We start from the raw sequence: 23590 nt of genomic DNA, 5'->3' as shown, positions 1-23590 counted from the left end.
GTGTAAACATCTGGACGGCTAAATACTGAAAATTCCATAAGGAGCACATCATGACAATTCGCAACCATACCCTCGGTTTCCCGCGCGTCGGCCTGCGCCGCGAGCTGAAAAAAGCGCTCGAAAGCTACTGGGCGGGTAACGCCACCCGTGATGAACTGCTGGCGGTGGGACGCGAACTCCGTGCCCGCCACTGGGATCAGCAGAAGCAGGCGGGCATTGACCTGCTGCCGGTGGGCGATTTCGCCTGGTACGACCATGTTCTGACGACCAGCCTGCTGCTGGGCAACGTGCCGGCTCGTCATCAGAACAACGATGGCTCGGTAGATATCGACACCCTGTTCCGCATTGGCCGTGGCCGTGCGCCAACGGGTGAACCCGCGGCGGCGGCAGAGATGACCAAATGGTTCAACACCAACTACCACTACATGGTGCCGGAGTTCGTGAAGGGCCAGCAGTTCAGACTGACCTGGACCCAGTTGCTGGATGAGGTGGACGAAGCCCTGGCCCTCGGCCATCAGGTGAAACCTGTTCTGCTGGGGCCGGTAACGTACCTGTGGCTCGGTAAAGTGAAGGGCGAACAGTTTGATCGCCTGAGCCTGTTGCATGAGATCCTGCCGGTGTACCAGCAGGTGCTGGGCGAACTGGCGAAACGCGGCGTTGAGTGGGTACAGATCGACGAACCGGCGCTGGTGCTGGAGCTGCCGCAGGCATGGCTGGATGCCTTCAAACCGGCATACGACGCCCTCGCGGGCCAGGTGAAGCTGCTGCTCACCACCTATTTCGAAGGCGTGACGCCAAATCTCGATACCATCACTGCGCTGCCGGTGCAGGGACTGCATGTTGATCTGGTGCACGGTAAAGATGACGTGGCAGAACTCCATTCCCGTCTGCCGTCCGACTGGCTGCTCTCTGCCGGGCTGGTGAACGGTCGCAACGTCTGGCGCGCCGATCTGACAGAAAAATATGGTCAGATTAAAGAGATCGTTGGCAAACGCGATCTGTGGATCGCCTCATCCTGCTCCCTGCTGCACAGCCCGATCGACCTCAGCGTCGAAACCCGTCTGGATGCCGAAGTGAAGAGCTGGTTTGCCTTTGCCCTGCAAAAATGCGAAGAGCTGGCCCTGCTGCGCGATGCGCTGAACAGCGGCGATACGGCGGCGATTACCGCATGGAGCGCGCCAATTCAGGCCCGCCGCCACTCTACCCGCGTGCACAACCCGGCGGTTGAGAAACGTCTGGCCGCCATCACCACGAAGGAGAGCCAGCGTCAGAGTCCTTATGAGGTGCGTGCTGAAGCCCAGCGTGCCCGCTTTAAACTCCCGGCCTGGCCAACCACCACTATCGGCTCCTTCCCGCAGACCACCGAGATCCGTGGCCTGCGTCTGGACTTCAAAAAGGGCAATCTGGATGCAGGCAACTACCGCACCGGCATCGCCGAACATATCAAGCAGGCGATTGTGGAGCAGGAGCGCCTGGGGCTGGATGTGCTGGTCCACGGCGAAGCCGAGCGTAACGACATGGTGGAGTACTTCGGTGAGCATCTGGACGGTTTCGTCTTTACCCAGAATGGCTGGGTGCAGAGCTACGGCTCCCGCTGCGTGAAACCGCCGGTGGTGATCGGGGACGTCAGCCGCCCGGAAGCGATCACCGTCGAGTGGGCGAAGTATGCCCAGTCCCTGACCGACAAACCGGTAAAAGGCATGTTGACCGGGCCGGTGACCATTCTCTGCTGGTCCTTCCCGCGTGAGGATGTGACGCGTGAGACCATCGCGAAGCAGATCGCGCTGGCGCTGCGTGACGAAGTGGCGGATCTGGAAGCCGCTGGTATCGGCATCATTCAGATTGACGAACCGGCACTGCGCGAAGGGCTGCCGCTGCGTCGCAGCGACTGGGATGCCTATCTGAAGTGGGGGGTGGAAGCCTTCCGCATCAACGCTGCGGTGGCGAAGGATGAGACCCAGATCCACACCCACATGTGTTACTGCGAGTTCAACGACATCATGGACTCCATCGCCGCGCTGGATGCCGACGTGATCACCATCGAAACCTCACGCTCGGATATGGAGCTGCTGGAGTCGTTTGAAGAGTTCGACTACCCGAACGAGATCGGCCCGGGCGTCTATGACATTCACTCCCCGAACGTCCCGAGCGTAGAGTGGATTGAAGCCCTGCTGCAAAAAGCGGCTCAGCGCATTCCGGCAGAGCGCCTGTGGGTGAACCCGGACTGCGGCCTGAAAACCCGCGGCTGGCCTGAAACGCGCGCCGCACTGGCGAATATGGTGAAAGCGGCGCAGAATTTGCGGCAGGGTTAATTCCGGAGAATAATTGCCGGGCGGCGCGAGGCCTGCCCGGCCTAAGTATGACCCTCCTGAATAATTAAAACTCTCTTGCTATTACCATATAACCATTAAACCTGACTGAGCATTCATCGTCATTTATAAGGCTAGAAGCAATGAATATATCTTCCTTTTTTTTCTTGTTGATATAAGTGTATTTTACAGTGAGGGATTGAGTGTTGTTTTCATAATAACTGTCCAGGTAAGCACCCTCGGGTATTGTCGCTTTTCCCTGTGCCACAGCCATTTCATAATCGATTTTTGCTAATGATTGCGCGTACAGTTTTGATACAGGAGAAAGGTCAATAATTTTAATGGTTGTTTTGTTTCGCTGAATAGTCGACGTATCAATTTGTAAGTCTCGCGAAATGGCATTGAATAAAGCGGTCTCCATTGACGCACCGACAATAGCACATCCATTATTATTTGCGTGCGTATGAAAAGGATAAATAATCAATAGGTAGAGAGATTTTTTATTAAGCATTAATCCTCCACAACGAGTATTTTATCACTGCTTGCAGCAATGATTTTACGACTGGATAAAGTTAGGATGATACATCCGTCGGATGCCTCTCCCGGATGCAATGAACTTTCCCCATGTATCATGAAGCCATCCCGACCGCACATATCGTTCCCGGCGTAGGGAGTTAATCTCATTGTCCATGCTTTGGTTTTAGAATGATAAAAAGCGGGTCCTATTGTATACGTTCCTCTTGGTAGCGGGCCTTTGTTTTTTACACATTCATTTGCTGAGTCGTTTTTAAACCCAGGCCTACCTGCATACTGACCATCAAACTGATAAGTGCCATCCAGATAAAATGAGTGCGAACTTACTTTATAAACCCACGTCATACCGTAGCCTCCTCCTCAGCATCCCATCTGTCTGTATGAATAATATTTCCATCCAGATAGTGCCATGTGATTATTTCATAAGCTAAATAAAAGGCTTCAAGGTGATTGTGCCTTTCAAAGGTGGTATTTTTAATGTCGAACATTAACGGTTCTATTCCATTAACCCTGACATTTTCCATCATTATACGGAAATATTCCTCTTCCTGACCATTATAATTGATACGGAAAAACTTAAGCTCTGCTTGCTTAAATTTTTGACCAGTAGATACGCCTTTATAAAGGTAAGGCGATGAGCTATCAATTTCTTTGATTAAAGCAAAGTCACCATGGATACGTTTGCCAGTAATTTTACCTGTAAGGTTGTCCGTGGGAAGATCGACAGAATGCATAAACTCTATAATCTCAATGCTTCCTTCTCTTCCTTGTATATCAACTGAACCTTTAACCTGATTTCCTGTATGGTCTGTTAACCAAAGATATACCGGTATAGCCATCCTGTAACCTCCTGTTTGGCAAGTAATATGAATGCCAGCGTACGCCCCACATACAGGAGAGAAAAGCATAACTGTATGGTTAATTTCCTAAAGCGTTTGTAATTTATGATGGCTCACAAAATCAGGGAGGCGATTGTTATTTAAATAGTGATCCTCTCTGTAGAATATATAAATAGATGTTTATATTGCTGGAATTAATAACCATGGATTGTACGCCCGGCAGACGTGCCGGGCGTAAGGGTATTATTTTTTAATGCCATACTGCGCAAACCACGCCAGCATCCGCTGCCAGCCATCCTTCGCTGACTCTTCGTGATAGCTCGGACGGTAATCGGCATTAAACGCGTGACCCGCTCCCGGATAGACCACAATCTCCGCCGTTGCGTTCGCCGCGCGCAGGGCATGACGCATCGTCTCGACGGTATCCAGTGGAATGCCGGTGTCTTCGGCGCCATAGAGCCCCAGCACGGGGGCGTTTAAATCGGTAGCCACATCCACCGGATGCTTTGGTGAGTTCAGGGTTTTCTCGCCGACCAGTTTGCCATACCACGCCACGGCTGCTTTCAGCTGCGGGTTATGGGCGGCATAGAGCCAGCTGATCCGTCCGCCCCAGCAGAAACCGGTCGCCAGCAGACGATGAGGATCGCCACCGTTGCGCGCTGCCCAGTTGGCGACATGATCGAGATCCGCCAGCACCTGCGCGTCCGGCACTTTACTGACCAGATTGCTGAACAGGGTAGGGATGTCGCTGTACTCGTTCGGATCGCCCTGACGGAAGTAGAGCTCCGGCGCGACCGCCAGATAGCCTTCCAGCGCCAGGCGGCGACAGATATCGCGAATATGCTCATGTACGCCGAAAATTTCCTGAATCACGATGACGATCGGCAATGCCCCTTGCGCATTTTTGGGCCGGGCATGGTAAGCAGGCATATTATCGCCCTGGGTCGGAATCGAGGTCTCCCCGGCGGTAATCGCCTCGTCGGGGGTAGTGACAACGGTTGAGGCTTGCAGATCAGCAGCAGGGGCAAATCCAGATGTTCCAGTCATGGCATTCTCCGTACCAATTAGCGCAAAAGTAAATATAGTCCGCAGGTTAACAATCCACAGTGCCCGAAACAGGCTATCTTTTGTGCAACAGATAACGATATAAGTCGTTAATGTGATGTTAATCACTATTTCATGGTAATTAAATGCAATCAATTTCATTCGCGGTGATATCTGTCACGAAATTAAGCTATATGCTCCGGTAAAGTACCGCTTTGCTTCTGCTGACAAACTGACCCACAGAGGAGTTTTCTATGTCTAAGTCTGATGTTTTTCATCTCGGCCTCACTAAAAATGATTTACAAGGGGCTACGCTCGCTATCGTCCCTGGCGATCCTGAGCGTGTGGAAAAGATCGCCGCGCTGATGGATAAGCCGGTTAAGCTGGCAGCCCATCGCGAATTCACGACCTGGCGGGCAGAGCTGGATGGCAAAGCGGTGATCGTCTGCTCAACCGGTATCGGTGGCCCGTCTACCTCTATTGCCGTTGAAGAGCTGGCACAGCTGGGCATCCGTACTTTCCTGCGTATCGGTACGACCGGTGCGATCCAGCCGCACATCAACGTTGGCGACGTACTGGTCACCACCGCGTCCGTGCGTCTGGACGGCGCGAGCCTGCACTTTGCCCCGATGGAGTTCCCGGCAGTGGCCGATTTCGAGTGCACCACCGCGCTGGTGGAAGCCGCGAAATCCGTCGGCGCAACCACTCACGTTGGCGTGACCGCCTCCTCAGACACCTTCTACCCGGGCCAGGAGCGCTACGATACCTTCTCCGGTCGCGTGGTCAGCCGTTTCAAAGGCTCGATGGAAGAGTGGCAGTCTATGGGCGTTATGAACTATGAAATGGAATCCGCTACGCTGCTGACCATGTGTGCAAGCCAGGGTCTGCGTGCCGGTATGGTTGCGGGTGTCATTGTGAACCGTACCCAGCAAGAGATCCCGAACGCCGAGACCATGAAGCAGACCGAAAGCCACGCGGTGAAAATCGTGGTGGAAGCGGCCCGCCGCCTGCTTTAATTACTCCTTTTCTTTGCCAAAGGCCGACCCGTTCGGCCTTTTTCTTTGCGTAGCCCCTCGCAGAAAACCCTTTTCAAACTGGACGTTTATACAGCACAATTCTATTTTGTGCGGGTCATACCTTGATGCAGGGGGCGTCGTGGATATTTCCATCCTTTTTTATGTCGTTATCGCGCTGGTCAGCGTCGGCGTGGGCTGGTTGTTCGCCAGCTATCAGCATGCTCAGCAAAAAGCCGATCAGCTGGCCGAACGTGAGGAGATGGTGGCTGCCTTAAGCGCGCTGAAACAACAGGCGGCGCAAAGCGGACACTGGCGCGACGAGTGCGAGCTACTCAATAACGAACTGCGTAATCTGCGGGATATCAACACCTCGCTGGAAGCCGACCTGCGCGAAGTCACCACCCGCCTGGAATCCACCCAACTGCATGCGGAAGATAAAATCCGCCAGATGATCAACAGCGAACAGCGCCTGAGCGAGCAGTTCGAAAACCTGGCGAACCGCATCTTTGAGCAGAGCAACCGCCGTGTTGACGAGCAAAACCGTCAGAGCCTGAACGGTCTGCTGACTCCCCTGCGCGAACAGCTGGACGGTTTTCGTCGCCAGGTGCAGGACAGCTTTGGCCAGGAGGCGCGGGAGCGACACACGCTGGCCCATGAAATTCGCAATCTCCAGCAGCTAAATGCCCAGATGGCCCAGGAAGCGATCAACCTGACCCGGGCGCTGAAAGGCGACAATAAAACCCAGGGCAACTGGGGCGAAGTGGTGTTGACCCGCGTACTGGAAGCTTCCGGCCTGCGTGAAGGGCATGAATATCAGACCCAGGTCAGTATCGAAACAGAATCTCGCGCGCGGATGCAGCCGGATGTCATTGTCCGCCTGCCGCAGGAGAAGGATGTGGTCATCGATGCCAAAATGACGTTGGTGGCCTATGAGCGTTACTTTAATGCCGAGGACGACTACACCCGCGAGACGGCGTTGCAGGAGCATATCGCCTCGGTGCGGAACCACATTCGCCTGCTGGGGCGTAAAGATTATCAGCAGTTACCCGGCCTGCGTTCGCTTGACTATGTGCTTATGTTTATCCCGGTTGAACCCGCCTTCTTACTGGCGCTGGACCGCCAGCCGGAGCTGATCTCCGAAGCGTTAAAAAACAACATTATGCTGGTCAGCCCGACCACGCTGCTGGTGGCGCTGCGTACCATTGCTAATCTTTGGCGCTACGAGCATCAGAGCCGCAATGCCCAGCAGATTGCCGATCGCGCCAGCCGGTTGTACGACAAAATGCGCCTGTTCGTCGATGACATGTCGTCCGTTGGGCAGAGTCTGGATCGCGCCCAGGATAACTATCGTCAGGCGATGAAAAAGCTGGCCTCCGGTCGCGGCAACTTGCTGGCTCAGGCCGAATCGTTCCGCAGCCTTGGCGTGGAGGTTAAACGCGAGATTAATCCGGATTTAGTCGAGCAGGCCACCGCGCAGGATGAAGAGTACCGGTTGCGTGGCGAGGGCGATGTTCAAAAGACAAACAATACGTTAGCAGAGGCACACGCGTCGGCAGACCTGTAGGGCGTTATTCCTGGGGTGGTTGAATCGTAGGGCAAATTCGCCCAATCTGTTACACTTCTCGTACATTTGATTGATAAGCAGGCTCTGAGATGGTTGAAGATTCACAAGACACAACGCACTTTGGCTTTCAGACTGTCGCTAAAGCGCAGAAAGCTGACATGGTGGCCCACGTATTCCATTCCGTGGCGGCGAAGTACGATGTAATGAATGACCTGATGTCATTCGGCATTCATCGCTTGTGGAAGCGCTTCACTATTGATTGTAGCGGCGTGCGTCGTGGGCAAACCGTGCTTGATCTGGCGGGCGGGACCGGCGACCTTACCGCGAAATTCTCGCGTCTGGTAGGGGAAACAGGCCGCGTTGTGCTGGCTGATATCAACGACTCCATGCTGAAAATGGGGCGTGAGAAACTGCGCAATCTCGGTGTGGTCGGCAACGTTGAGTACGTCCAGGCGAACGCCGAGGCGCTGCCTTTCCCGGATAACACTTTTGACTGCATCACCATCTCGTTCGGTCTGCGTAACGTCACCGATAAAGAGAAAGCGCTGCGTTCCATGTACCGCGTGCTGAAACCGGGTGGACGCCTGCTGGTGCTGGAGTTCTCTAAACCGATTATTGAGCCCCTGAGCAAAGCGTACGACGCTTACTCTTTCCACATTCTGCCGCGCATTGGTGAAGTGGTTGCTAACGATGCCGACAGCTATCGCTACCTGGCCGAGTCCATCCGTATGCACCCTAACCAGGACACGTTAAAGGCTATGATGCAGGATGCGGGCTTTGACAATGTTGATTACTTCAACATGACCGCGGGCGTTGTCGCCCTGCATCGCGGGTACAAGTTCTGAGTGGAGGTGGCAGATGCCGTTTAAACCCTTGATCACAGCCGGTGTTGAAAACGTACTCAATACCTTTCTGTATCGCTCGCCCGCGCTCAAAACGGCACGCCAGCGACTGAACGGTAAAGTGCTGCGCGTGGTGGTAAAAGAGTTTTCGACCCCGCTGGTGCTGGTATTTAGCGAGCGTCAGCTCGACGTGCTGGGCGAGTGGGAGGGCGAGGCTGACTGCTCTGTTATCACCCATATGAGTACGCTGCCTAAACTGCGCGATCGCCAGCAGCTCACCGCCCTCATCCGTAGCGGTGAGCTGGAAGTCGACGGCGATATCCAGGTGGTACAAAACTTCGTTTCGCTGGCTGACCTGGCGGAATTTGATCCGGCTGAACTGCTGGCTCCCTGGACGGGCGATATTGCCGCAGAGGGGATCAGTAAAGTGCTGCGCGGCGGTGCCTCATTGCTGAAAAAAGGTTTTCAGCGTCAGCAGCGCTATGCTGCGGAGGTGCTTACCGAAGAGTGGCGCATGGCTCCCGGGCCGCTGGAAGCAGCATGGTTTGCAGAAGAAACCGCAGCGGTTGAACGTTCGGTTGATGCACTGACTAAAAGGCTTGAAAAGCTGGAGGGCAAATGACGCCAGGTGAAATTCGGCGCCTCTATTTTATCATCCGCACCTTTTTGAGCTACGGGCTCGATGAGTTGATCCCTCGAATGCGTATTACCTTGCCGCTGCGCCTCTGGCGGCAAACGCTATTCTGGATGCCAAATCGCCATAAAGACAAGCTGCTCGGTGAGCGGCTGCGGCTGGCGTTGCAGGAGCTGGGTCCGGTATGGATCAAGTTCGGCCAGATGCTCTCGACCCGCCGCGATCTCTTCCCTCCCCAGATTGCCGATCAGCTGGCTCTGCTGCAGGATAAAGTCGCCCCGTTCGATGGCCGGCTGGCAAAGCGGCAGATCGAAAAGGCGATGGGTGATATCCCGGTAGAAAGCTGGTTCGATGACTTCGACATCCAACCGCTGGCTTCGGCCTCTATCGCCCAGGTTCACACCGCGCGGCTGAAAGAGAACGGCAAAGAGGTGGTCATCAAGGTGATCCGCCCGGATATTCTGCCGATCATCAGAGCCGACATGAGACTCATCTACCGTCTGGCTCGCTGGGTGCCGCGTCTGTTGCCTGATGGCCGTCGCCTGCGTCCGATGGAAGTGGTGCGTGAATATGAAAAGACGCTGATTGATGAGCTGAATCTGCTGCGTGAATCGGCGAACGCGATTCAGCTGCGCCGCAATTTTGAAAATAGCCCGATGCTGTATGTGCCGGAGGTCTACTCCGACTATTGCAGCCAGGACATGATGGTGATGGAGCGCATCTACGGCATCCCGGTATCGGACGTCGCGACCCTCGAAAAGCAGGGCACCAACATGAAGCTGCTGGCCGAGCGTGGCGTACAGGTCTTCTTTACCCAGGTGTTCCGCGACAGCTTCTTCCATGCCGATATGCACCCGGGCAATATCTTTGTTAGCTACGAGCACCCGGAAGATCCGCAATACATCGGCATTGACTGCGGTATCGTCGGCTCGCTGAACAAAGAAGATAAGCGCTATCTGGCCGAGAACTTTATCGCCTTCTTCAATCGCGATTACCGTAAAGTGGCTGAACTGCACGTCGACTCCGGTTGGGTTCCTCCGGACACCAACGTCGAAGAGTTTGAGTTCGCTATTCGGACGGTTTGTGAGCCTATTTTCGAGAAACCGCTGGCGGAGATCTCGTTTGGCCATGTGCTGCTGAACCTGTTCAATACCGCCCGACGCTTCAATATGGAAGTGCAGCCGCAATTAGTTTTACTTCAGAAAACATTACTTTACGTTGAAGGGGTGGGGCGGCAACTCTATCCTCAGTTAGACTTATGGAAAACGGCAAAACCGTTCCTTGAGTCCTGGATCAAAGACCAGGTTGGGCTGCCTGCCCTGGTCCGCTCCCTGAAAGAGAAAGCACCTTTCTGGATCGAAAAAATGCCCGAACTGCCGGAACTGGTGTACGACAGTTTGCGTCAGAGCAAAAACTTGCAACATAGCGTAGATAAAATCGCTCGTGAGCTGCAAACCAATCATGTGCGTCAGGGCCAGTCACGGTATCTGTTTGGCATAGGCGCCACGCTGTTGTTAAGCGGCACGCTATTGCTAATCAACCGTCCTGACTGGGAGTTGATGCCCGCCTGGCTGATGGCCGGTGGAGTGGTGGTCTGGCTGGCAGGATGGCGTAAAACACGCTGAATTGCATCGCTATCGCAGGGCCGCATAACGTATAATGCGGCCTGATTAATTTATCATCTACAACTGAGGAAGAAGTATGGGTGGTATCAGTATCTGGCAATTGGTGATTATTGCCGTCATCGTCGTGCTGCTTTTCGGTACCAAAAAACTGGGTTCTATCGGTTCCGATCTTGGCGCCTCCATCAAAGGCTTCAAGAAAGCGATCAAAGATGATGACGAGAAGCAGGACAAATCCAGCCAGGACGCGGATTTCACTGCTAAATCTATCGCCGATAAACCAGACGACGTCAAAAAGGAAAATGCTAAACGCCACGATAACGAGCAGGTGTAATCCGTGTTTGATATTGGTTTTAGCGAACTGCTGCTGGTATTCGTGATTGGCCTCATTGTACTGGGGCCACAGCGTTTGCCGGTGGCAGTAAAAACAATTGCAGGCTGGGTGCGGGCGCTACGTTCGCTTGCGACAACGGTTCAAAACGAGCTGGCGCAGGAGCTTAAGCTGCAGGAGTTTCAGGACAGCCTGAAAAAAGTGGAGAAGGCGAGCATGGATAACCTGACGCCGGAACTCAAAGCCTCCATGGATGAACTGCGCGAAGCGGCGGAATCCATGAAGCGCTCCTACAGCGTTAACGACCCGGAAAAAGCGAGTGATGAAGCCAACACCATTCGCAATCCGCTGGTCAAAGATAACGAAGCGCAGCACGAAGGCGTGACGCCTGCTACCGCAGAACACCAGGCCAGTGCGCCCGAACAGACGCCTTCAGAGCCGGTGATCAAAAATTCAGAACCGACGCCAGCGTCCGCAGAGAAGAAGCCTGCCCCCGTCGCTGATGCGTCCCCCTCGTCGAGTGATAAAGCGTAAATATGGCAGTAGATGAAACTCAACCGCTGATTACGCACCTGATCGAGCTGCGTAAGCGCCTGCTGAACTGCATTATTGCGGTCTTCCTCATTTTTATAGGCCTGGTCTATTTCGCCAACGACATCTATCAGGTGGTCTCTGCGCCGCTGATTAAACAGATGCCGCTGGGTGCAACCATGATTGCGACCGATGTCGCGTCGCCCTTCTTCACGCCGATTAAGCTGACCTTCTGGGTGTCGCTGATTGCTTCTGCCCCGGTGATCCTTTACCAGGTCTGGGCCTTTATTGCCCCTGCGCTGTATAAGCATGAACGCCGTCTGGTGATCCCGCTGCTGGTCTCCAGCTCGCTGCTATTTTATATCGGCATGGCCTTCGCCTACTTCGTGGTTTTCCCCCTGGCCTTTGGCTTCCTGGCAAACACCGCGCCGGTAGGGGTCCAGGTCTCGACGGATATTGCCAGTTATCTGAGCTTTGTGATGGCGCTGTTTATGGCCTTCGGCGTGGCGTTTGAGGTGCCGGTTGCCATCGTGCTGCTCTGCTGGGTGGGGATCACCACGCCGGAAGACTTGCGTAAAAAGCGTCCGTACATTCTGGTGGGTGCCTTCGTCATTGGCATGATGCTAACGCCGCCGGATGTCTTCTCGCAAACCCTGCTGGCAATCCCGATGTATTGCCTGTTTGAGGTCGGCGTCTTCTTCTCGCGCTTCTATATTGGAAAGCGACGTGAAGATCACGAGGAAGAGTCAGAAGAATAAAACCAACCGCCCGCCAGGGCGGTTGTCATATGGGAGCGAGTATGTTTGATATCGGTCTGAACCTGACCAGTCCCCAGTTTGCCCAGGATCGCGATGAGGTCGTTGCCAGGGCCTTCGCTGCCGGGGTAAAGGGCTTACTGCTGACGGGCACCAACCTGCATGAAAGTGAGCAGGCGCAGCAGCTGGCGCAACGTTACGATCGCTGCTGGTCAACGGCAGGCGTTCATCCTCACGACAGCAGCCAGTGGACGACAGAGAGCGCAGATACGCTGCGGGCGTTAGCCGCCTCGCCTGAGGTCGTGGCAATCGGAGAGTGTGGCCTCGACTTTAATCGCAACTTCTCCACCCCCACCGAGCAGGAGCATGCCTTTAGCGCCCAGCTTGCACTGGCCGCGGAGCTGGGTATGCCAGTATTTATGCACTGCCGTGACGCTCACGAACGCTTTCTGGCGTTGCTGGAACCCTGGCTGGATAAACTGCCCGGCGCGGTGCTGCACTGTTTTACCGGCACGCGTGAGGAGGCGATAGCTTGTCTGGATCGTGGCTTATATCTGGGGATCACCGGCTGGGTCTGCGATGAACGGCGCGGGCTGGCGCTGCGTGAACTGTTACCGGTTATTCCTGCCGAACGCCTGCTGATTGAGACCGATGCGCCGTACCTGCTGCCGCGCGATCTCAGCCCTAAACCGGCCTCACGGCGTAATGAGCCAGCCTGGCTGGGCCATATACTTGAGCGGGTGGCCCACTGGCGCGGCGAAGAGACGCAGTGGCTGGCTGCGCAGACGGATGACAACGTGCGTCGTCTGTTTGGCGTCGACTTTTAAACTTTGCGGAAACTGGTGTTTTTCACGCTCTGCTTCACTTCTTTATTCAGCAAGTTCAGCAGCAGCATGGAGCGGGCTTCCCCATCCGGCTCAGCGAAAATCGCTACCAGCCCTTCGAACGCCCCTTCGGTGATCACCACATCATCGCCGGAGAAGGGCGTATCAGGATCGGTCATGCCTTCTGGCTGTTTATAAACCGAGAGCTGGTGGATGACGGAAGAGGGCACCGTGGCCGGATGAACGCCAAAGCGCACGAAGTGGCTGACGCCGCGCGTCGCATTGATGGTGGTGGTGTGGATCACTTCAGGGTCGAATTCAACAAACAGATAGTTAGGAAACAGCGGCTCGCTGACGGTTGTACGTTTACCGCGAACCATTTTTTCCAGCGTGATCACAGGCGTCAGACAGTTCACTGCCTGGCGTTCCAGATGTTCCTGAGCACGCTGAAGTTGCCCACGCTTGCAATACAGTAAATACCAGGCCCGCATAATGACTCTTTTCCGCTTGTTATGCCGGCAAGCATATCAAAACCCTGGCGGGATCGCTAAGCTGATTATAATGGCAGTACGCAGAAGAAGCCGTGAATCTTCACGCTAATTTAACAAAAATACAGCATCACGCAGTCTTACGCCGTATAATGAACCGCATACAGAGAGAGCTTGACTAACTGCATGAAATACAACGATCTACGCGACTTCCTGGAACTGCTGGAAAAGCAGGGCGAACTCAAACGTATTACCCTGCCTGTCGATCCTTATCTGGAGATGACAGAGATTGCCGACCGCACCCTGCGTGCCGGTGGGCCCGCGCTGCTGTTTGAAAATCCGAAAGGCTACACCATGCCGGTGCTCTGTAACCTGTTTGGCACACCGAGGCGTGTGGCGATGGGGATGGGGCAGGAGGATGTCAGCGCGTTGCGTGAAGTAGGTAAGCTGCTGGCTTTTCTGAAAGAGCCTGAGCCACCAAAAGGTTTTCGCGATCTCTTTGATAAGCTGCCGCAGTTTAAGCAGGTGTTGAACATGCCGACCAAACGGCTGCGTGGTGCCCCCTGCCAGCAGAAAATCGTGGAAGGCGATGCGGTCGATCTGACCCGAATTCCCATCATGCAGTGCTGGCCAGAAGACGCCGCCCCGCTGATCACCTGGGGCCTGACCGTAACGCGCGGGCCGCACAAAGAGCGCCAGAATCTTGGGATCTACCGTCAGCAGCTGATCGGTAAAAACAAACTCATTATGCGCTGGCTGTCGCACCGCGGCGGCGCGCTTGATTTCCAGGAGTGGTGTGCTGCGCATCCGGGCGAACGCTTCCCGGTCTCTGTGGCGCTGGGTGCCGATCCGGCCACTATACTCGGCGCAGTGACGCCGGTGCCCGACACGCTGTCGGAATATGCCTTTGCCGGGTTACTGCGTGGCACCAAAACCGAAGTGGTGAAGTGCGTTTCTAACGATCTGGAAGTGCCCGCCAGCGCTGAAATCGTCCTCGAAGGCTACATCGAAGCTGGAGAGATGGCCCCGGAAGGGCCGTATGGCGACCACACCGGCTATTACAATGAAATAGACAACTTCCCGGTATTTACCGTGACGCACATTACCCAGCGGGAAGATGCGATTTACCACTCCACCTATACCGGCCGTCCACCAGATGAACCTGCCGTACTGGGCGTGGCGCTCAACGAAGTGTTTGTGCCTATTCTGCAAAAACAGTTCCCGGAGATCGTTGATTTCTATCTGCCGCCGGAAGGGTGCTCTTATCGCCTGGCGGTAGTAACCATTAAGAAGCAGTATGCGGGTCACGCTAAACGGGTGATGATGGGCGTATGGTCTTTCCTGCGCCAGTTTATGTATACCAAGTTTGTGATCGTTTGCGATGATGACGTCAACGCCCGAGACTGGAATGACGTAATCTGGGCCATTACCACCCGTATGGATCCGGCACGCGATACCGTGTTAGTCGAAAACACGCCAATTGATTACCTGGATTTTGCCTCGCCGGTTTCCGGTCTTGGCTCAAAAATGGGACTGGATGCCACCAATAAATGGCCCGGCGAAACCCAACGTGAATGGGGTCGACCGATCAAAAAGGATCCTGAGGTGACTGCGCGAATTGACGCGATCTGGGATGAACTGGCCATAATGAATAACGGTAAAGACGCCTGAATGCGCCCGTTATGCCCTATAGACTTCCCGACAGAGAGAGCGAATGACAACCTTAAGCTGTAAAGTGACCTCGGTAGACGCTATCACCGACACTGTATATCGCGTCCGTTTAGTACCTGAATCGGCGTTCTCCTTCCGCGCTGGCCAGTATTTGATGGTGGTGATGGATGAACGGGATAAGCGCCCTTTCTCAATGGCCTCCACGCCGGATGAGCAAGAGTTTATCGAGCTGCACATTGGGGCGTCGGAGCTCAACCTGTATGCGATGGCGGTGATGGATCGCATTCTGAAAGAGAACGTGATTGAAGTTGATATGCCTCACGGGGAAGCCTGGCTGCGCGATGACGAAGAGCGTCCGCTCATCCTGATTGCCGGCGGCACCGGTTTCTCCTACGCGCGCTCTATCCTGCTGACGGCGCTGGCGCGTAATCCGGACCGGGATATCACCATCTACTGGGGTGGCCGCGAGTCGAAGCACCTTTACGATCTGTCCGAGCTGGAAGCGCTGAGCGTGACCCATCCAAACCTGCGCGTTGAGCCGGTGGTGGAGCAGCCGGAAGAGGGATGGCGCGGCCGCAGCGGCACCGTGTTAACGGCGGTATTGCAGGATCATGGCACCCTGGTAAATCACGATATCTATATTGCCGGTCGTTTCGAAATGGCGAAAATTGCCCGTAACCTGTTCTGCAATGAACGTGGCGCGCGTGAAGATCGTCTGTTTGGCGACGCATTTGCCTTTATTTGAGACGAAAAAAACCCGCCCCTGACAGGCGGGAAAACGGCAACTAAAACTTTCCCCGTCATCATTCACGCTGCCTCTTTGTTGGTTGCCTTTGCTCACCCCGGTCACATAGTTAACTATGCTCCCGGGGATTCGCGCAGTTGCCGCCGCGATGCAATGCGAATGATTTAGGGGAATATTCTTCGATTACACCCTCTCAAACACCGTCGCGATCCCCTGACCCAGGCCGATACACATAGTCGCCAGACCAAACTGAGCATCTTTACGTTCCATCAGGTTAATCAGCGTGGTGCTGATACGCGCCCCGGAACAGCCCAGCGGGTGACCCAGCGCAATGGCGCCGCCGTTGAGGTTAATCTTCTCGTCGATCTGATCCATCAGGCCCAGATCCTTAATGCACGGCAGGATCTGCGCGGCGAAGGCTTCGTTCATCTCGAACACGTCGATATCGCTGGTGGAAAGCCCGGCTTTTTTCAGCGCCAGCTTTGAGGCCGGTACCGGGCCGTAACCCATAATCGATGGATCGCAGCCCACGACCGCCATCGAGCGGATACGGGCGCGCGGCGTCAGACCCAGCTCGCGGGCGCGGCTTTCGCTCATGACCAGCATGGCGGCAGCACCATCGGAGAGGGCGGAAGAGCTGCCCGCCGTCACGGTGCCGGTCACCGGATCAAAGGCCGGTTTCAGCGCGGAGAGCGCTTCAACGGTGGTTTCCGGACGGATCACTTCGTCGAAGTAGAACTGTTTCAGCACGCCATCGGCATCGTGGCCGCCCGTCGGCAGGATCTCATTTTTGAAGGCGCCGGACTGCGTCGCGGCCCAGGCACGGGCGTGCGAGCGGGCGGCAAAGCTGTCCTGCATTTCACGGCTGATGCCGTGCAGACGGGAGAGCATCTCTGCCGTTAGCCCCATCATGCCCGCGGCTTTCGCCACGGTACGGCTCATGCCGGGATGAAAATCGACGCCGTGGCTCATCGGCACGTGGCCCATGTGTTCCACACCGCCAATCATGCACACCTGCGCGTCGCCGGTCATGATCATGCGTGCCGCATCGTGCAGGGCCTGCATCGACGAACCGCACAGGCGGTTGACGGTGACAGCCGGTACTGAGTGCGGGATTTCCGCCAGCAGCGCGGCGTTACGGGCAATGTTAAAACCCTGCTCCAGGGTCTGCTGTACGCAGCCCCAGTAGATATCGTCCAGCGCGGTGGCTTCCAGCGCCGGGTTGCGCGCCAGCAGGCTACGCATTAAATGTGCGGAGAGATCTTCCGCGCGCACGTTACGAAATGCGCCGCCCTTCGAACGGCCCATCGGGGTGCGAATTGCATCGACAATGACAACCTGTTCCATTGTGACTCCTTAAGCCGTTTTGATTGCGCCAACCGGACGGGCAGGCTCAACCGGAGGATAGTACGCTTCGTTGTGACGCGCTTTGGCACGCAGACCTTCCGGGGCGTGATACAGCGGGCCGAGATGCTCGTACTGTTGCGTCATATCCAGATAGCGGGCGCTGCCGAGCGTATCCAGCCAGCGGAACGCGCCGCCGTGGAACGGAGGGAAGCCCAGGCCGTACACCAGCGCCATATCGGCTTCCGCCGGGCTGGCGATAATGCCCTCTTCGAGACAGCGCACCACTTCATTGACCATCGGGATCATCATGCGGGCAATGATCTCTTCGTCGCTGAAATCACGCTTCGCCTGGCTGACCTCTGCCAGCAGGCTGTCCACGGTGGCATCTTCCTCTTTCTTCGGTTTGCCCTTGCTGTCTTCTTTATAACGCCAGAAGCCGAGGCCGTTTTTCTGACCGTAGCGATTCGATTCAAAGAGTGCGTCGATGGCATCGCGGTAATCTTTCTGCATCCGCGCCGGGAAACCAGCCGCCATTACTGCCTGGGCGTGATGGGCGGTATCAATGCCGACAACATCCAGCAGATAGGCCGGGCCCATTGGCCAGCCAAACTGTTTTTCCATCACTTTGTCGATCTTGCGGAAATCCGCCCCGTCGCGCAGCAGCTGGCTGAAACCGGCAAAGTAGGGGAACAGCACGCGGTTGACGAAGAAGCCCGGGCAGTCATTCACCACAATCGGGGTTTTGCCCATCTTGCTGGCCCACGCCACCACTTTGGCGATCGTTTCATCGGAGGTCTTTTCTCCGCGAATCACTTCAACCAGCGGCATACGGTGCACCGGGTTAAAGAAGTGCATACCGCAGAAGTTTTCCGGGCGCTTCAGCACGCTGGCCAGTTCGCTGATTGGTATGGTAGAGGTGTTGGATGCCAGCACAGTCTCCGGGCGAACCTTCTCTTCTGTTTCCGCCAGCACCGCTTTTTTCACTTTCGGGTTTTCAACTACCGCTTCGACGACCACATCCACGCGATCGAAACCGCTGTATTCCAGCGTCGGATGAATAGTAGAGATCACCCCGGAGAGCTTCAGACCGTCGATCTTGCCGCGCTCCAGCTGTTTGTTCAGCAGCTTGGCCGCTTCCGTCATGCCCAGCGTCAGGGATTTGTCGTTGATATCTTTCATGACAACCGGCACGCCTTTCCATGCCGACTGATACGCAATACCGCCGCCCATAATGCCCGCACCCAGCACCGCAGCCTGTTTTGGCGTCTCGACATGTTTGGTCAGCTGCTTCGCTTTGCCCTTCACGAACTGATCGTTGAGGAAAATACCCACCAGGGCACGCGCTTCGTTGGTGTGAGCCAGCGGAACGAAACTTTGGTTTTCTAATTTCAGTGCTTCGTCACGGCCCAGACGTGCGGCGGCTTCGATGGTTTTCTCCGCGGTGATGGGCGCCGGATAGTGTTTACCCGCCGTCTGCATCACCATGCCTTTAGCGATGGTGAAGCTCATGGTGGCTTCAATTTTACTTAAGTGCAGCGGCTCCAGTTTCGGCTGGCGTTTTGCTTTCCAGTCGAGATCGCCGTTAATCGCCTGGCGCAGTATCGCCAGTGCCCCTTCATGAAGTTTTTCCGGCTTAACGACGCCATCCACCAGACCGAGTTTTAATGCCTGATCGGCACTGACATCTTTACCCGCGGCAATAATTTCCAGGGCGCTATCGGCACCCAGCAGGCGCGGCAGACGTACCGAGCCGCCAAAGCCCGGCATGATGCCCAGCTTCGTTTCAGGCAGACCAATGCGCAGATCCGGCGTCGCCAGACGATAATCGGTCGCCAGCACGCATTCACAGCCGCCACCCAGCGCATAGCCATTAACCGCAGAAAGGGTCGGGACCGGCAGATCTTCCAGACGGTTAAAGACGCTGTTGGCGAAATGGAGCCACTGGCTCAGCTGCTCCTGTGGTACCAGGAACAGCGAGAGGAATTCGGTGATGTCTGCGCCGACAATAAATGCCGCTTTTTCGGAACGCAGCAGCAGACCTTTTAAATCGGTTTGTTTTTCAAGAACGTCCAGCGCCTGGCCAAGGCTGGCCACGGTTGCGGTATCAAGCTTGTTCACTGAGCCGGGGGCGTCGAACACCAGTTCGGCAATGCCACCTTCCAGCCAGTCTACGTACAGGGTGTCGCCTTTGTAGAGCATGTCAGTCTCCTGAATCCAGCAATTGGATCTGGTCATACCAGATGAAACGGAGTGTGGGTTTTGTGTTAATGAAATGCAAATTAGTCATTAAATAATTGTAGGTCTGATCACGCTCGGCGAAGATCACGCAGCTTTTCTGAGGTGTGCTAAGATGCGGGGACTTGAGGTCAAAACGAAAGGAATAATGATGGACTCACTGGCCGCGCTCTACAAAAATCATATTGTTACGTTACAGGAACGTACACGCGACGTACTGGCTCGCTTTAAGCTGGATGCGTTGCTCATCCACTCCGGCGAACTGTTTAATGTCTTCCTTGACGATCATGCTTATCCCTTCAAAGTGAATCCGCAATTTAAAGCCTGGGTGCCGGTAACGCAGGTTCCCAATTGCTGGTTGCTGGTGGATGGTGTGAACAAGCCGAAACTCTGGTTCTATCTGCCAGTGGATTACTGGCACAACGTGGAGCCGCTGCCGACCTCATTCTGGACGGACGAGATAGAGGTGATTGCCCTGCCGAAAGCGGACGGTATTAGCAGCCAGTTACCCGCGGCTCGCGGTAACATTGCCTATATTGGCCCGGTGCCTGAACGGGCACTTGCCATGGAGATCACAGCGGAAAACGTCAACCCGAAAGGGGTGATCGACTATCTGCACTATTACCGCTCATATAAGACCGACTATGAACTGGCGTGTATGCGTGAAGCGCAAAAAACCGCGGTTAACGGCCATCGTGCGGCACATGAAGCGTTCCTGTCCGGCATGAGCGAGTTCGATATTAACCAGGCTTACCTGACGGCGACCGGCCATCGTGATACCGATGTGCCTTACAGCAACATCGTGGCGCTGAACGAACATGCGGCGGTGCTGCATTACACCAAACTCGATCACCGCGCGCCGTCCGAAATGCGCAGCTTCCTGCTGGATGCCGGGGCGGAATATAACGGTTATGCCGCTGACCTGACCCGTACCTGGGCCGGAAACAGCGACACCGAGTTCGCTGCGCTTATCAAAGACGTGAATGATGAACAGCTTGCCCTGATCGCCACCATGAAGGCGGGCGTGAGCTACGTGGAGTACCACATCCAGTTCCATCAGCGCATTGCGAAACTGCTGCGTAAGTACCAGATCGTCAGCGATATGAGCGAAGAGGCGATGGTGGAAAACGACCTGACCGGGCCCTTTATGCCGCACGGTATCGGCCATCCGCTGGGTCTGCAGGTCCACGATACGGCGGGCTTTATGCAGGATGATACCGGTACGCACCTGGCGGCGCCGTCTAAATATCCCTACCTGCGCTGCACCCGTATTCTGCAACCGCGCATGGTGCTGACCATCGAGCCGGGCATCTACTTTATAGAGTCGCTGCTGGCGCCGTGGCGTGAAGGGCAGTTCAGCAAACACTTCAACTGGCAGAAAATCGAAGCGCTGAAGCCGTTTGGTGGGATCCGTATCGAAGATAACGTGGTGATCCACGAGAACGGTACTGAAAACATGACGCGAGATCTGAAGCTGGCGTAATGGAAAGCTGGCTCATACCGGCAGCGCCGGTCACCTTTACGGAAGAGATCAAGAAAAGCCGTTTCATCACGCTGTTGGCGCATACCGACGGCGTGGAGGCGGCGAAGGCGTTTGTAGAGTCAGTAAGAGCGGAGCATCCCGACGCCCGCCACCACTGCGTGGCGTGGGTGGCCGGGCCGCCTGACGACTCGCAAAAGCTCGGGTTCTCGGATGATGGTGAACCGGCGGGCACGGCGGGCAAACCCATGCTCTCGCAGCTCATGGGCAGCGGCGTTGGCGAAATCACCGCCGTCGTGGTGCGATACTACGGCGGCGTATTACTGGGAACGGGCGGGCTGGTCAAGGCCTATGGCGGCGGCGTCCAGCAGGCGCTTAAACAGCTGACGACTATCCGCAAAACGCCACTTACCGAATATACTTTATTGTGCGATTACGCCCAGTTATCCGGCATCGAGGCCTTGCTGAAGCAGTATCAGGGCCTGATCGTACTCAGTGACTACCAGGCGATGGTGCACTTGCGGGTGGCATTACCCCAGGCGGCGCTTCCGGCATTCTCAGCAAAACTGGCTGATTTTAGTCGTGGTTCGTTGCAATTGCGGCCGATTGAAGAATAATCCCCACCCTACTTATTGAATACCAAAGGAAGCGGCAGAGATGCATTTTCGTGCCATAACCCGAATTGTTGGATTGCTGGTCATACTTTTCTCCGGGACGATGATCCTCCCGGGACTGGTAGCGCTTATTTATCGGGATGGTGCGGGCCGCGCCTTTACGCAGACCTTTTTCGTCGCGCTGATGATTGGCTCCCTGCTGTGGTGGCCTAACCGCCGTCAGAAAGGGGAGCTGAAATCCCGGGAAGGCTTCCTGATCGTGGTGCTGTTCTGGACCGTGCTGGGCAGCGTGGGGGCATTACCCTTCATCTTCTCGGAACAACCCAACCTGACGATCACCGATGCCTTCTTCGAATCCTTTTCCGGGCTGACCACCACCGGAGCCACCACGTTGGTGGGGCTGGACTCATTACCTCATGCCATCCTTTTTTACCGGCAGATGCTGCAATGGTTCGGCGGTATGGGGATCATCGTATTAGCCGTAGCTATCCTGCCAATATTGGGCGTCGGGGGGATGCAGCTCTACCGTGCCGAAATGCCGGGGCCGCTGAAAGATAATAAAATGCGCCCGCGTATTGCCGAGACGGCCAAAACGTTATGGCTGATCTATGTTCTGCTGACGGTCGCCTGTGCGCTGGCGCTGTGGTTCGCCGGGATGCCAGCCTTTGATGCCATTGGCCATAGTTTTGCGACCATCGCCATTGGTGGGTTCTCAACCCATGATGCCAGCGTCGGCTATTTTGACAGCCCTACAATCAATACCATCATTGCTATCTTCCTGCTTATCTCCGGCTGTAACTACGGCCTGCACTTCTCGCTGTTAAGCGGCCGTAACCTGAAGGTGTACTGGCGCGACCCGGAGTTCCGCATGTTCATTGGCGTGCAGCTGACGCTGGTGGCTATCTGTACCCTGGTGCTGTGGCTACACGATGTCTATGACTCGGCGGTCACCACCCTTAATCAGGCTTTCTTCCAGGTGGTATCGATGGCGACCACCGCAGGGTTCACCACCGACAGTATCGCGCGCTGGCCGCTCTTCCTGCCTGTGCTGCTGCTCTGTTCGGCCTTTATCGGCGGCTGTGCCGGTTCGACGGGCGGTGGCCTGAAGGTGATCCGCATTCTGCTGCTCTTTAAACAGGGGAACCGCGAGCTTAAGCGTCTGGTACACCCGAATGCGGTTTACAGCATCAAACTGGGCAACCGCGCACTGCCGGAGCGTATTCTGGAGGCGGTGTGGGGCTTCTTCTCTGCCTACGCGCTGGTCTTTATCGTCAGCATGCTGGCGATCATCGCGACGGGCGTGGATGACTTTTCGGCGTTTGCCTCCGTGGTCGCCACACTGAACAACCTGGGGCCGGGCCTTGGCGTGGTCGCAGACAACTTTGCCAGTATGAACCCAACCGCGAAGTGGATCCTGATTGCCAATATGCTGTTCGGGCGTCTTGAGGTCTTTACGCTGTTGGTTCTCCTGACACCAACATTCTGGCGCGAATAAGGGAGCCGTTTGTGAAAACATTAATTCTATTTTCAACGCGCGACGGGCAGACGCGGGAGATTGCCGCTTTTCTGGCTTCTGAGTTAAAAGAGCAGGGTATCTATGCGGATGTCGTCAATCTGAACCGCACAGAAGAGATTGCGTGGCAGGAGTATGACCGCGTGGTGATTGGCGCCTCGATTCGTTACGGTCATTTCCATCCTGCGGTGGATCGCTTCGTGAAAAAGCATACGGCAATGCTGAATAGCCTGCCTGGCGCTTTCTACTCTGTGAATCTGGTGGCGCGTAAAGCGGAAAAGCGCACGCCGCAAACCAACAGCTACACGCGCAAGTTTTTACTGAACTCACCCTGGAAGCCAACTGCCTGTGCCGTCTTTGCGGGTGCGCTGCGTTATCCGCGCTACCGCTGGTACGATCGCTTTATGATCCGCCTTATTATGAAGATGACAGGCGGCGAAACGGATACCCGTAAAGAGGTGGTCTATACCGACTGGTCCCAGGTCTCCAGTTTCGCCCGGGAAATTGCGCAATTAACCCGCAATTCGCGGCATTAATAGTCGCAAAGGTCGAAAAGTAAGCGAACGGAAAACTTTTTAAGATTTCTGCTTGTCACCGTCAGATAACTCCCTATAATGCGCCACCACTGACACGGAACAACGGCAAACACGCC

Annotated in this window: 23 protein-coding genes; 16 read left to right on the top strand and 7 right to left on the bottom strand. The window is 55.5% G+C overall.

Annotated elements, in window-relative coordinates; translation table 11 throughout:
• The first annotated feature begins 50 nt into the window (after positions 1–50).
• A complete protein-coding gene (gene metE, locus C2U54_RS03655) occupies positions 51–2312 on the top strand; it encodes a 5-methyltetrahydropteroyltriglutamate--homocysteine S-methyltransferase (protein ID WP_103177430.1) in 2262 nt (753 codons plus the stop codon).
• 64 nt (positions 2313–2376) lie between these two features.
• Here metE and C2U54_RS03650 read toward each other — a convergent pair whose 3' ends face one another.
• The 4 genes from C2U54_RS03650 to C2U54_RS03635 form a co-directional block, all read right to left on the bottom strand.
• A complete protein-coding gene (locus C2U54_RS03650) occupies positions 2377–2820 on the bottom strand; it encodes a Shiga toxin A subunit (protein WP_103177429.1) in 444 nt (147 codons plus the stop codon).
• Positions 2820–3188: a tlde1 domain-containing protein gene (locus C2U54_RS03645; RefSeq protein ID WP_103177428.1), complete on the bottom strand. Its 369-nt coding sequence runs from the start codon at positions 3186–3188 to the stop codon at positions 2820–2822. Before C2U54_RS03645 ends, C2U54_RS03650 begins: the two co-directional genes overlap by 1 nt.
• Positions 3185–3682, bottom strand: a complete 498-nt coding sequence (locus C2U54_RS03640) for an Hcp family type VI secretion system effector (RefSeq protein ID WP_103177427.1) — start codon at positions 3680–3682, stop codon at positions 3185–3187. Before C2U54_RS03640 ends, C2U54_RS03645 begins: the two co-directional genes overlap by 4 nt.
• A 243-nt stretch (positions 3683–3925) precedes the next feature.
• Entirely contained in the window at positions 3926–4729 is an 804-nt protein-coding gene (locus tag C2U54_RS03635; RefSeq protein WP_103177426.1) for a dienelactone hydrolase family protein, read from the bottom strand.
• A gap of 251 nt (positions 4730–4980) precedes the next feature.
• Between C2U54_RS03635 and udp the strand changes: the two genes are divergently transcribed.
• The 9 genes from udp to tatD all read left to right on the top strand — a co-directional run bounded on the left by udp (position 4981) and on the right by tatD (position 12848).
• Positions 4981–5742, top strand: coding sequence for a uridine phosphorylase (gene udp / locus C2U54_RS03630; RefSeq protein ID WP_045417628.1), 762 nt, complete (start codon positions 4981–4983; stop codon positions 5740–5742).
• Between the two features lie 139 nt (positions 5743–5881).
• Entirely contained in the window at positions 5882–7306 is a 1425-nt protein-coding gene (gene rmuC / locus C2U54_RS03625; RefSeq protein ID WP_103177425.1) for a DNA recombination protein RmuC, read from the top strand.
• Positions 7307–7395: 89 nt separating this feature from the next.
• Positions 7396–8151, top strand: a complete 756-nt coding sequence (ubiE, locus tag C2U54_RS03620; protein WP_103177424.1) for a bifunctional demethylmenaquinone methyltransferase/2-methoxy-6-polyprenyl-1,4-benzoquinol methylase UbiE — start codon at positions 7396–7398, stop codon at positions 8149–8151.
• 13 nt (positions 8152–8164) lie between these two features.
• On the top strand, positions 8165–8770 hold the full coding sequence (ubiJ, locus tag C2U54_RS03615; RefSeq protein ID WP_103177423.1) for a ubiquinone biosynthesis protein UbiJ: 606 nt from the start codon (positions 8165–8167) through the stop codon (positions 8768–8770).
• Positions 8767–10407 (top strand): ubiquinone biosynthesis regulatory protein kinase UbiB, encoded by a 1641-nt coding sequence (ubiB, locus tag C2U54_RS03610; protein ID WP_103177422.1) that lies wholly within the window; start codon positions 8767–8769, stop codon positions 10405–10407. Before ubiJ ends, ubiB begins: the two co-directional genes overlap by 4 nt.
• Before the next feature lie 76 nt (positions 10408–10483).
• The gene (gene tatA, locus C2U54_RS03605; RefSeq protein WP_103177421.1) at positions 10484–10738 is read left to right on the top strand and encodes a Sec-independent protein translocase subunit TatA; all 255 of its coding nucleotides are present in this window, start codon (positions 10484–10486) and stop codon (positions 10736–10738) included.
• Positions 10739–10741: 3 nt separating this feature from the next.
• Entirely contained in the window at positions 10742–11269 is a 528-nt protein-coding gene (tatB, locus tag C2U54_RS03600) for a Sec-independent protein translocase protein TatB (RefSeq protein WP_103177420.1), read from the top strand.
• Positions 11270–11271: 2 nt separating this feature from the next.
• Positions 11272–12024, top strand: coding sequence for a Sec-independent protein translocase subunit TatC (gene tatC, locus C2U54_RS03595; RefSeq protein ID WP_103177419.1), 753 nt, complete (start codon positions 11272–11274; stop codon positions 12022–12024).
• A 41-nt stretch (positions 12025–12065) separates the two neighbouring features.
• Positions 12066–12848 (top strand): 3'-5' ssDNA/RNA exonuclease TatD, encoded by a 783-nt coding sequence (tatD, locus tag C2U54_RS03590; RefSeq protein WP_103177418.1) that lies wholly within the window; start codon positions 12066–12068, stop codon positions 12846–12848.
• On the opposite strand, the gene rfaH is transcribed toward tatD, so the two are convergent.
• Entirely contained in the window at positions 12845–13336 is a 492-nt protein-coding gene (rfaH, locus tag C2U54_RS03585) for a transcription/translation regulatory transformer protein RfaH (RefSeq protein ID WP_103177417.1), read from the bottom strand. The genes tatD and rfaH overlap by 4 nt on opposite strands.
• Before the next feature lie 183 nt (positions 13337–13519).
• Here rfaH and ubiD point away from each other — a divergent pair, with 183 nt between their 5' ends.
• Entirely contained in the window at positions 13520–15004 is a 1485-nt protein-coding gene (gene ubiD, locus C2U54_RS03580) for a 4-hydroxy-3-polyprenylbenzoate decarboxylase (protein ID WP_103177416.1), read from the top strand.
• A gap of 43 nt (positions 15005–15047) precedes the next feature.
• Positions 15048–15749 (top strand): NAD(P)H-flavin reductase, encoded by a 702-nt coding sequence (gene fre, locus C2U54_RS03575; protein WP_103177415.1) that lies wholly within the window; start codon positions 15048–15050, stop codon positions 15747–15749.
• Between the two features lie 183 nt (positions 15750–15932).
• Here fre and fadA read toward each other — a convergent pair whose 3' ends face one another.
• Together fadA and fadB are read right to left on the bottom strand one after the other, a co-directional pair.
• A complete protein-coding gene (gene fadA, locus C2U54_RS03570; protein ID WP_103177414.1) occupies positions 15933–17096 on the bottom strand; it encodes an acetyl-CoA C-acyltransferase FadA in 1164 nt (387 codons plus the stop codon).
• Between the two features lie 9 nt (positions 17097–17105).
• Positions 17106–19295, bottom strand: coding sequence for a fatty acid oxidation complex subunit alpha FadB (gene fadB / locus C2U54_RS03565; protein WP_103177413.1), 2190 nt, complete (start codon positions 19293–19295; stop codon positions 17106–17108).
• 187 nt (positions 19296–19482) lie between these two features.
• Here fadB and pepQ point away from each other — a divergent pair, with 187 nt between their 5' ends.
• From pepQ to hemG, 4 genes are read left to right on the top strand one after another with little or no spacing between them, the layout of a single operon-like run.
• Entirely contained in the window at positions 19483–20814 is a 1332-nt protein-coding gene (pepQ, locus tag C2U54_RS03555; protein ID WP_103177411.1) for a Xaa-Pro dipeptidase, read from the top strand.
• Positions 20814–21428 (top strand): IMPACT family protein, encoded by a 615-nt coding sequence (locus tag C2U54_RS03550; protein WP_103177410.1) that lies wholly within the window; start codon positions 20814–20816, stop codon positions 21426–21428. The genes pepQ and C2U54_RS03550 overlap by 1 nt, the downstream gene beginning before the upstream one ends.
• Before the next feature lie 40 nt (positions 21429–21468).
• Positions 21469–22920, top strand: coding sequence for a Trk system potassium transporter TrkH (gene trkH, locus C2U54_RS03545; RefSeq protein ID WP_103177409.1), 1452 nt, complete (start codon positions 21469–21471; stop codon positions 22918–22920).
• Between the two features lie 11 nt (positions 22921–22931).
• Complete coding sequence (gene hemG / locus C2U54_RS03540; protein ID WP_103177408.1) at positions 22932–23474, top strand: menaquinone-dependent protoporphyrinogen IX dehydrogenase; 543 nt, start codon at positions 22932–22934, stop codon at positions 23472–23474.
• The last annotated feature ends 116 nt before the right edge of the window (positions 23475–23590 follow it).

This window comes from Leclercia sp. LSNIH1, assembly GCF_002902985.1.
Classification (GTDB): domain Bacteria; phylum Pseudomonadota; class Gammaproteobacteria; order Enterobacterales; family Enterobacteriaceae; genus Enterobacter.
This window is presented reverse-complemented; position numbering and strand designations above follow the sequence as displayed.

Bases quoted from the DNA above. Each gene is read 5' to 3' on its own strand.
- metE (WP_103177430.1), top strand. From the start codon at position 51: ATGACAATTCGCAACCATACCCTCGGTTTCCCGCGCGTCGGCCTGCGC.
- C2U54_RS03650 (WP_103177429.1), bottom strand. From the start codon at position 2,820: ATGCTTAATAAAAAATCTCTCTACCTATTGATTATTTATCCTTTTCAT.
- C2U54_RS03645 (WP_103177428.1), bottom strand. From the start codon at position 3,188: ATGACGTGGGTTTATAAAGTAAGTTCGCACTCATTTTATCTGGATGGC.
- C2U54_RS03640 (WP_103177427.1), bottom strand. From the start codon at position 3,682: ATGGCTATACCGGTATATCTTTGGTTAACAGACCATACAGGAAATCAG.
- C2U54_RS03635 (WP_103177426.1), bottom strand. From the start codon at position 4,729: ATGACTGGAACATCTGGATTTGCCCCTGCTGCTGATCTGCAAGCCTCA.
- udp (WP_045417628.1), top strand. From the start codon at position 4,981: ATGTCTAAGTCTGATGTTTTTCATCTCGGCCTCACTAAAAATGATTTA.
- ubiE (WP_103177424.1), top strand. From the start codon at position 7,396: ATGGTTGAAGATTCACAAGACACAACGCACTTTGGCTTTCAGACTGTC.
- ubiJ (WP_103177423.1), top strand. From the start codon at position 8,165: ATGCCGTTTAAACCCTTGATCACAGCCGGTGTTGAAAACGTACTCAAT.
- ubiB (WP_103177422.1), top strand. From the start codon at position 8,767: ATGACGCCAGGTGAAATTCGGCGCCTCTATTTTATCATCCGCACCTTT.
- tatA (WP_103177421.1), top strand. From the start codon at position 10,484: ATGGGTGGTATCAGTATCTGGCAATTGGTGATTATTGCCGTCATCGTC.
- tatC (WP_103177419.1), top strand. From the start codon at position 11,272: ATGGCAGTAGATGAAACTCAACCGCTGATTACGCACCTGATCGAGCTG.
- tatD (WP_103177418.1), top strand. From the start codon at position 12,066: ATGTTTGATATCGGTCTGAACCTGACCAGTCCCCAGTTTGCCCAGGAT.
- rfaH (WP_103177417.1), bottom strand. From the start codon at position 13,336: ATGCGGGCCTGGTATTTACTGTATTGCAAGCGTGGGCAACTTCAGCGT.
- ubiD (WP_103177416.1), top strand. From the start codon at position 13,520: ATGAAATACAACGATCTACGCGACTTCCTGGAACTGCTGGAAAAGCAG.
- fre (WP_103177415.1), top strand. From the start codon at position 15,048: ATGACAACCTTAAGCTGTAAAGTGACCTCGGTAGACGCTATCACCGAC.
- fadA (WP_103177414.1), bottom strand. From the start codon at position 17,096: ATGGAACAGGTTGTCATTGTCGATGCAATTCGCACCCCGATGGGCCGT.
- fadB (WP_103177413.1), bottom strand. From the start codon at position 19,295: ATGCTCTACAAAGGCGACACCCTGTACGTAGACTGGCTGGAAGGTGGC.
- pepQ (WP_103177411.1), top strand. From the start codon at position 19,483: ATGGACTCACTGGCCGCGCTCTACAAAAATCATATTGTTACGTTACAG.
- C2U54_RS03550 (WP_103177410.1), top strand. From the start codon at position 20,814: ATGGAAAGCTGGCTCATACCGGCAGCGCCGGTCACCTTTACGGAAGAG.
- trkH (WP_103177409.1), top strand. From the start codon at position 21,469: ATGCATTTTCGTGCCATAACCCGAATTGTTGGATTGCTGGTCATACTT.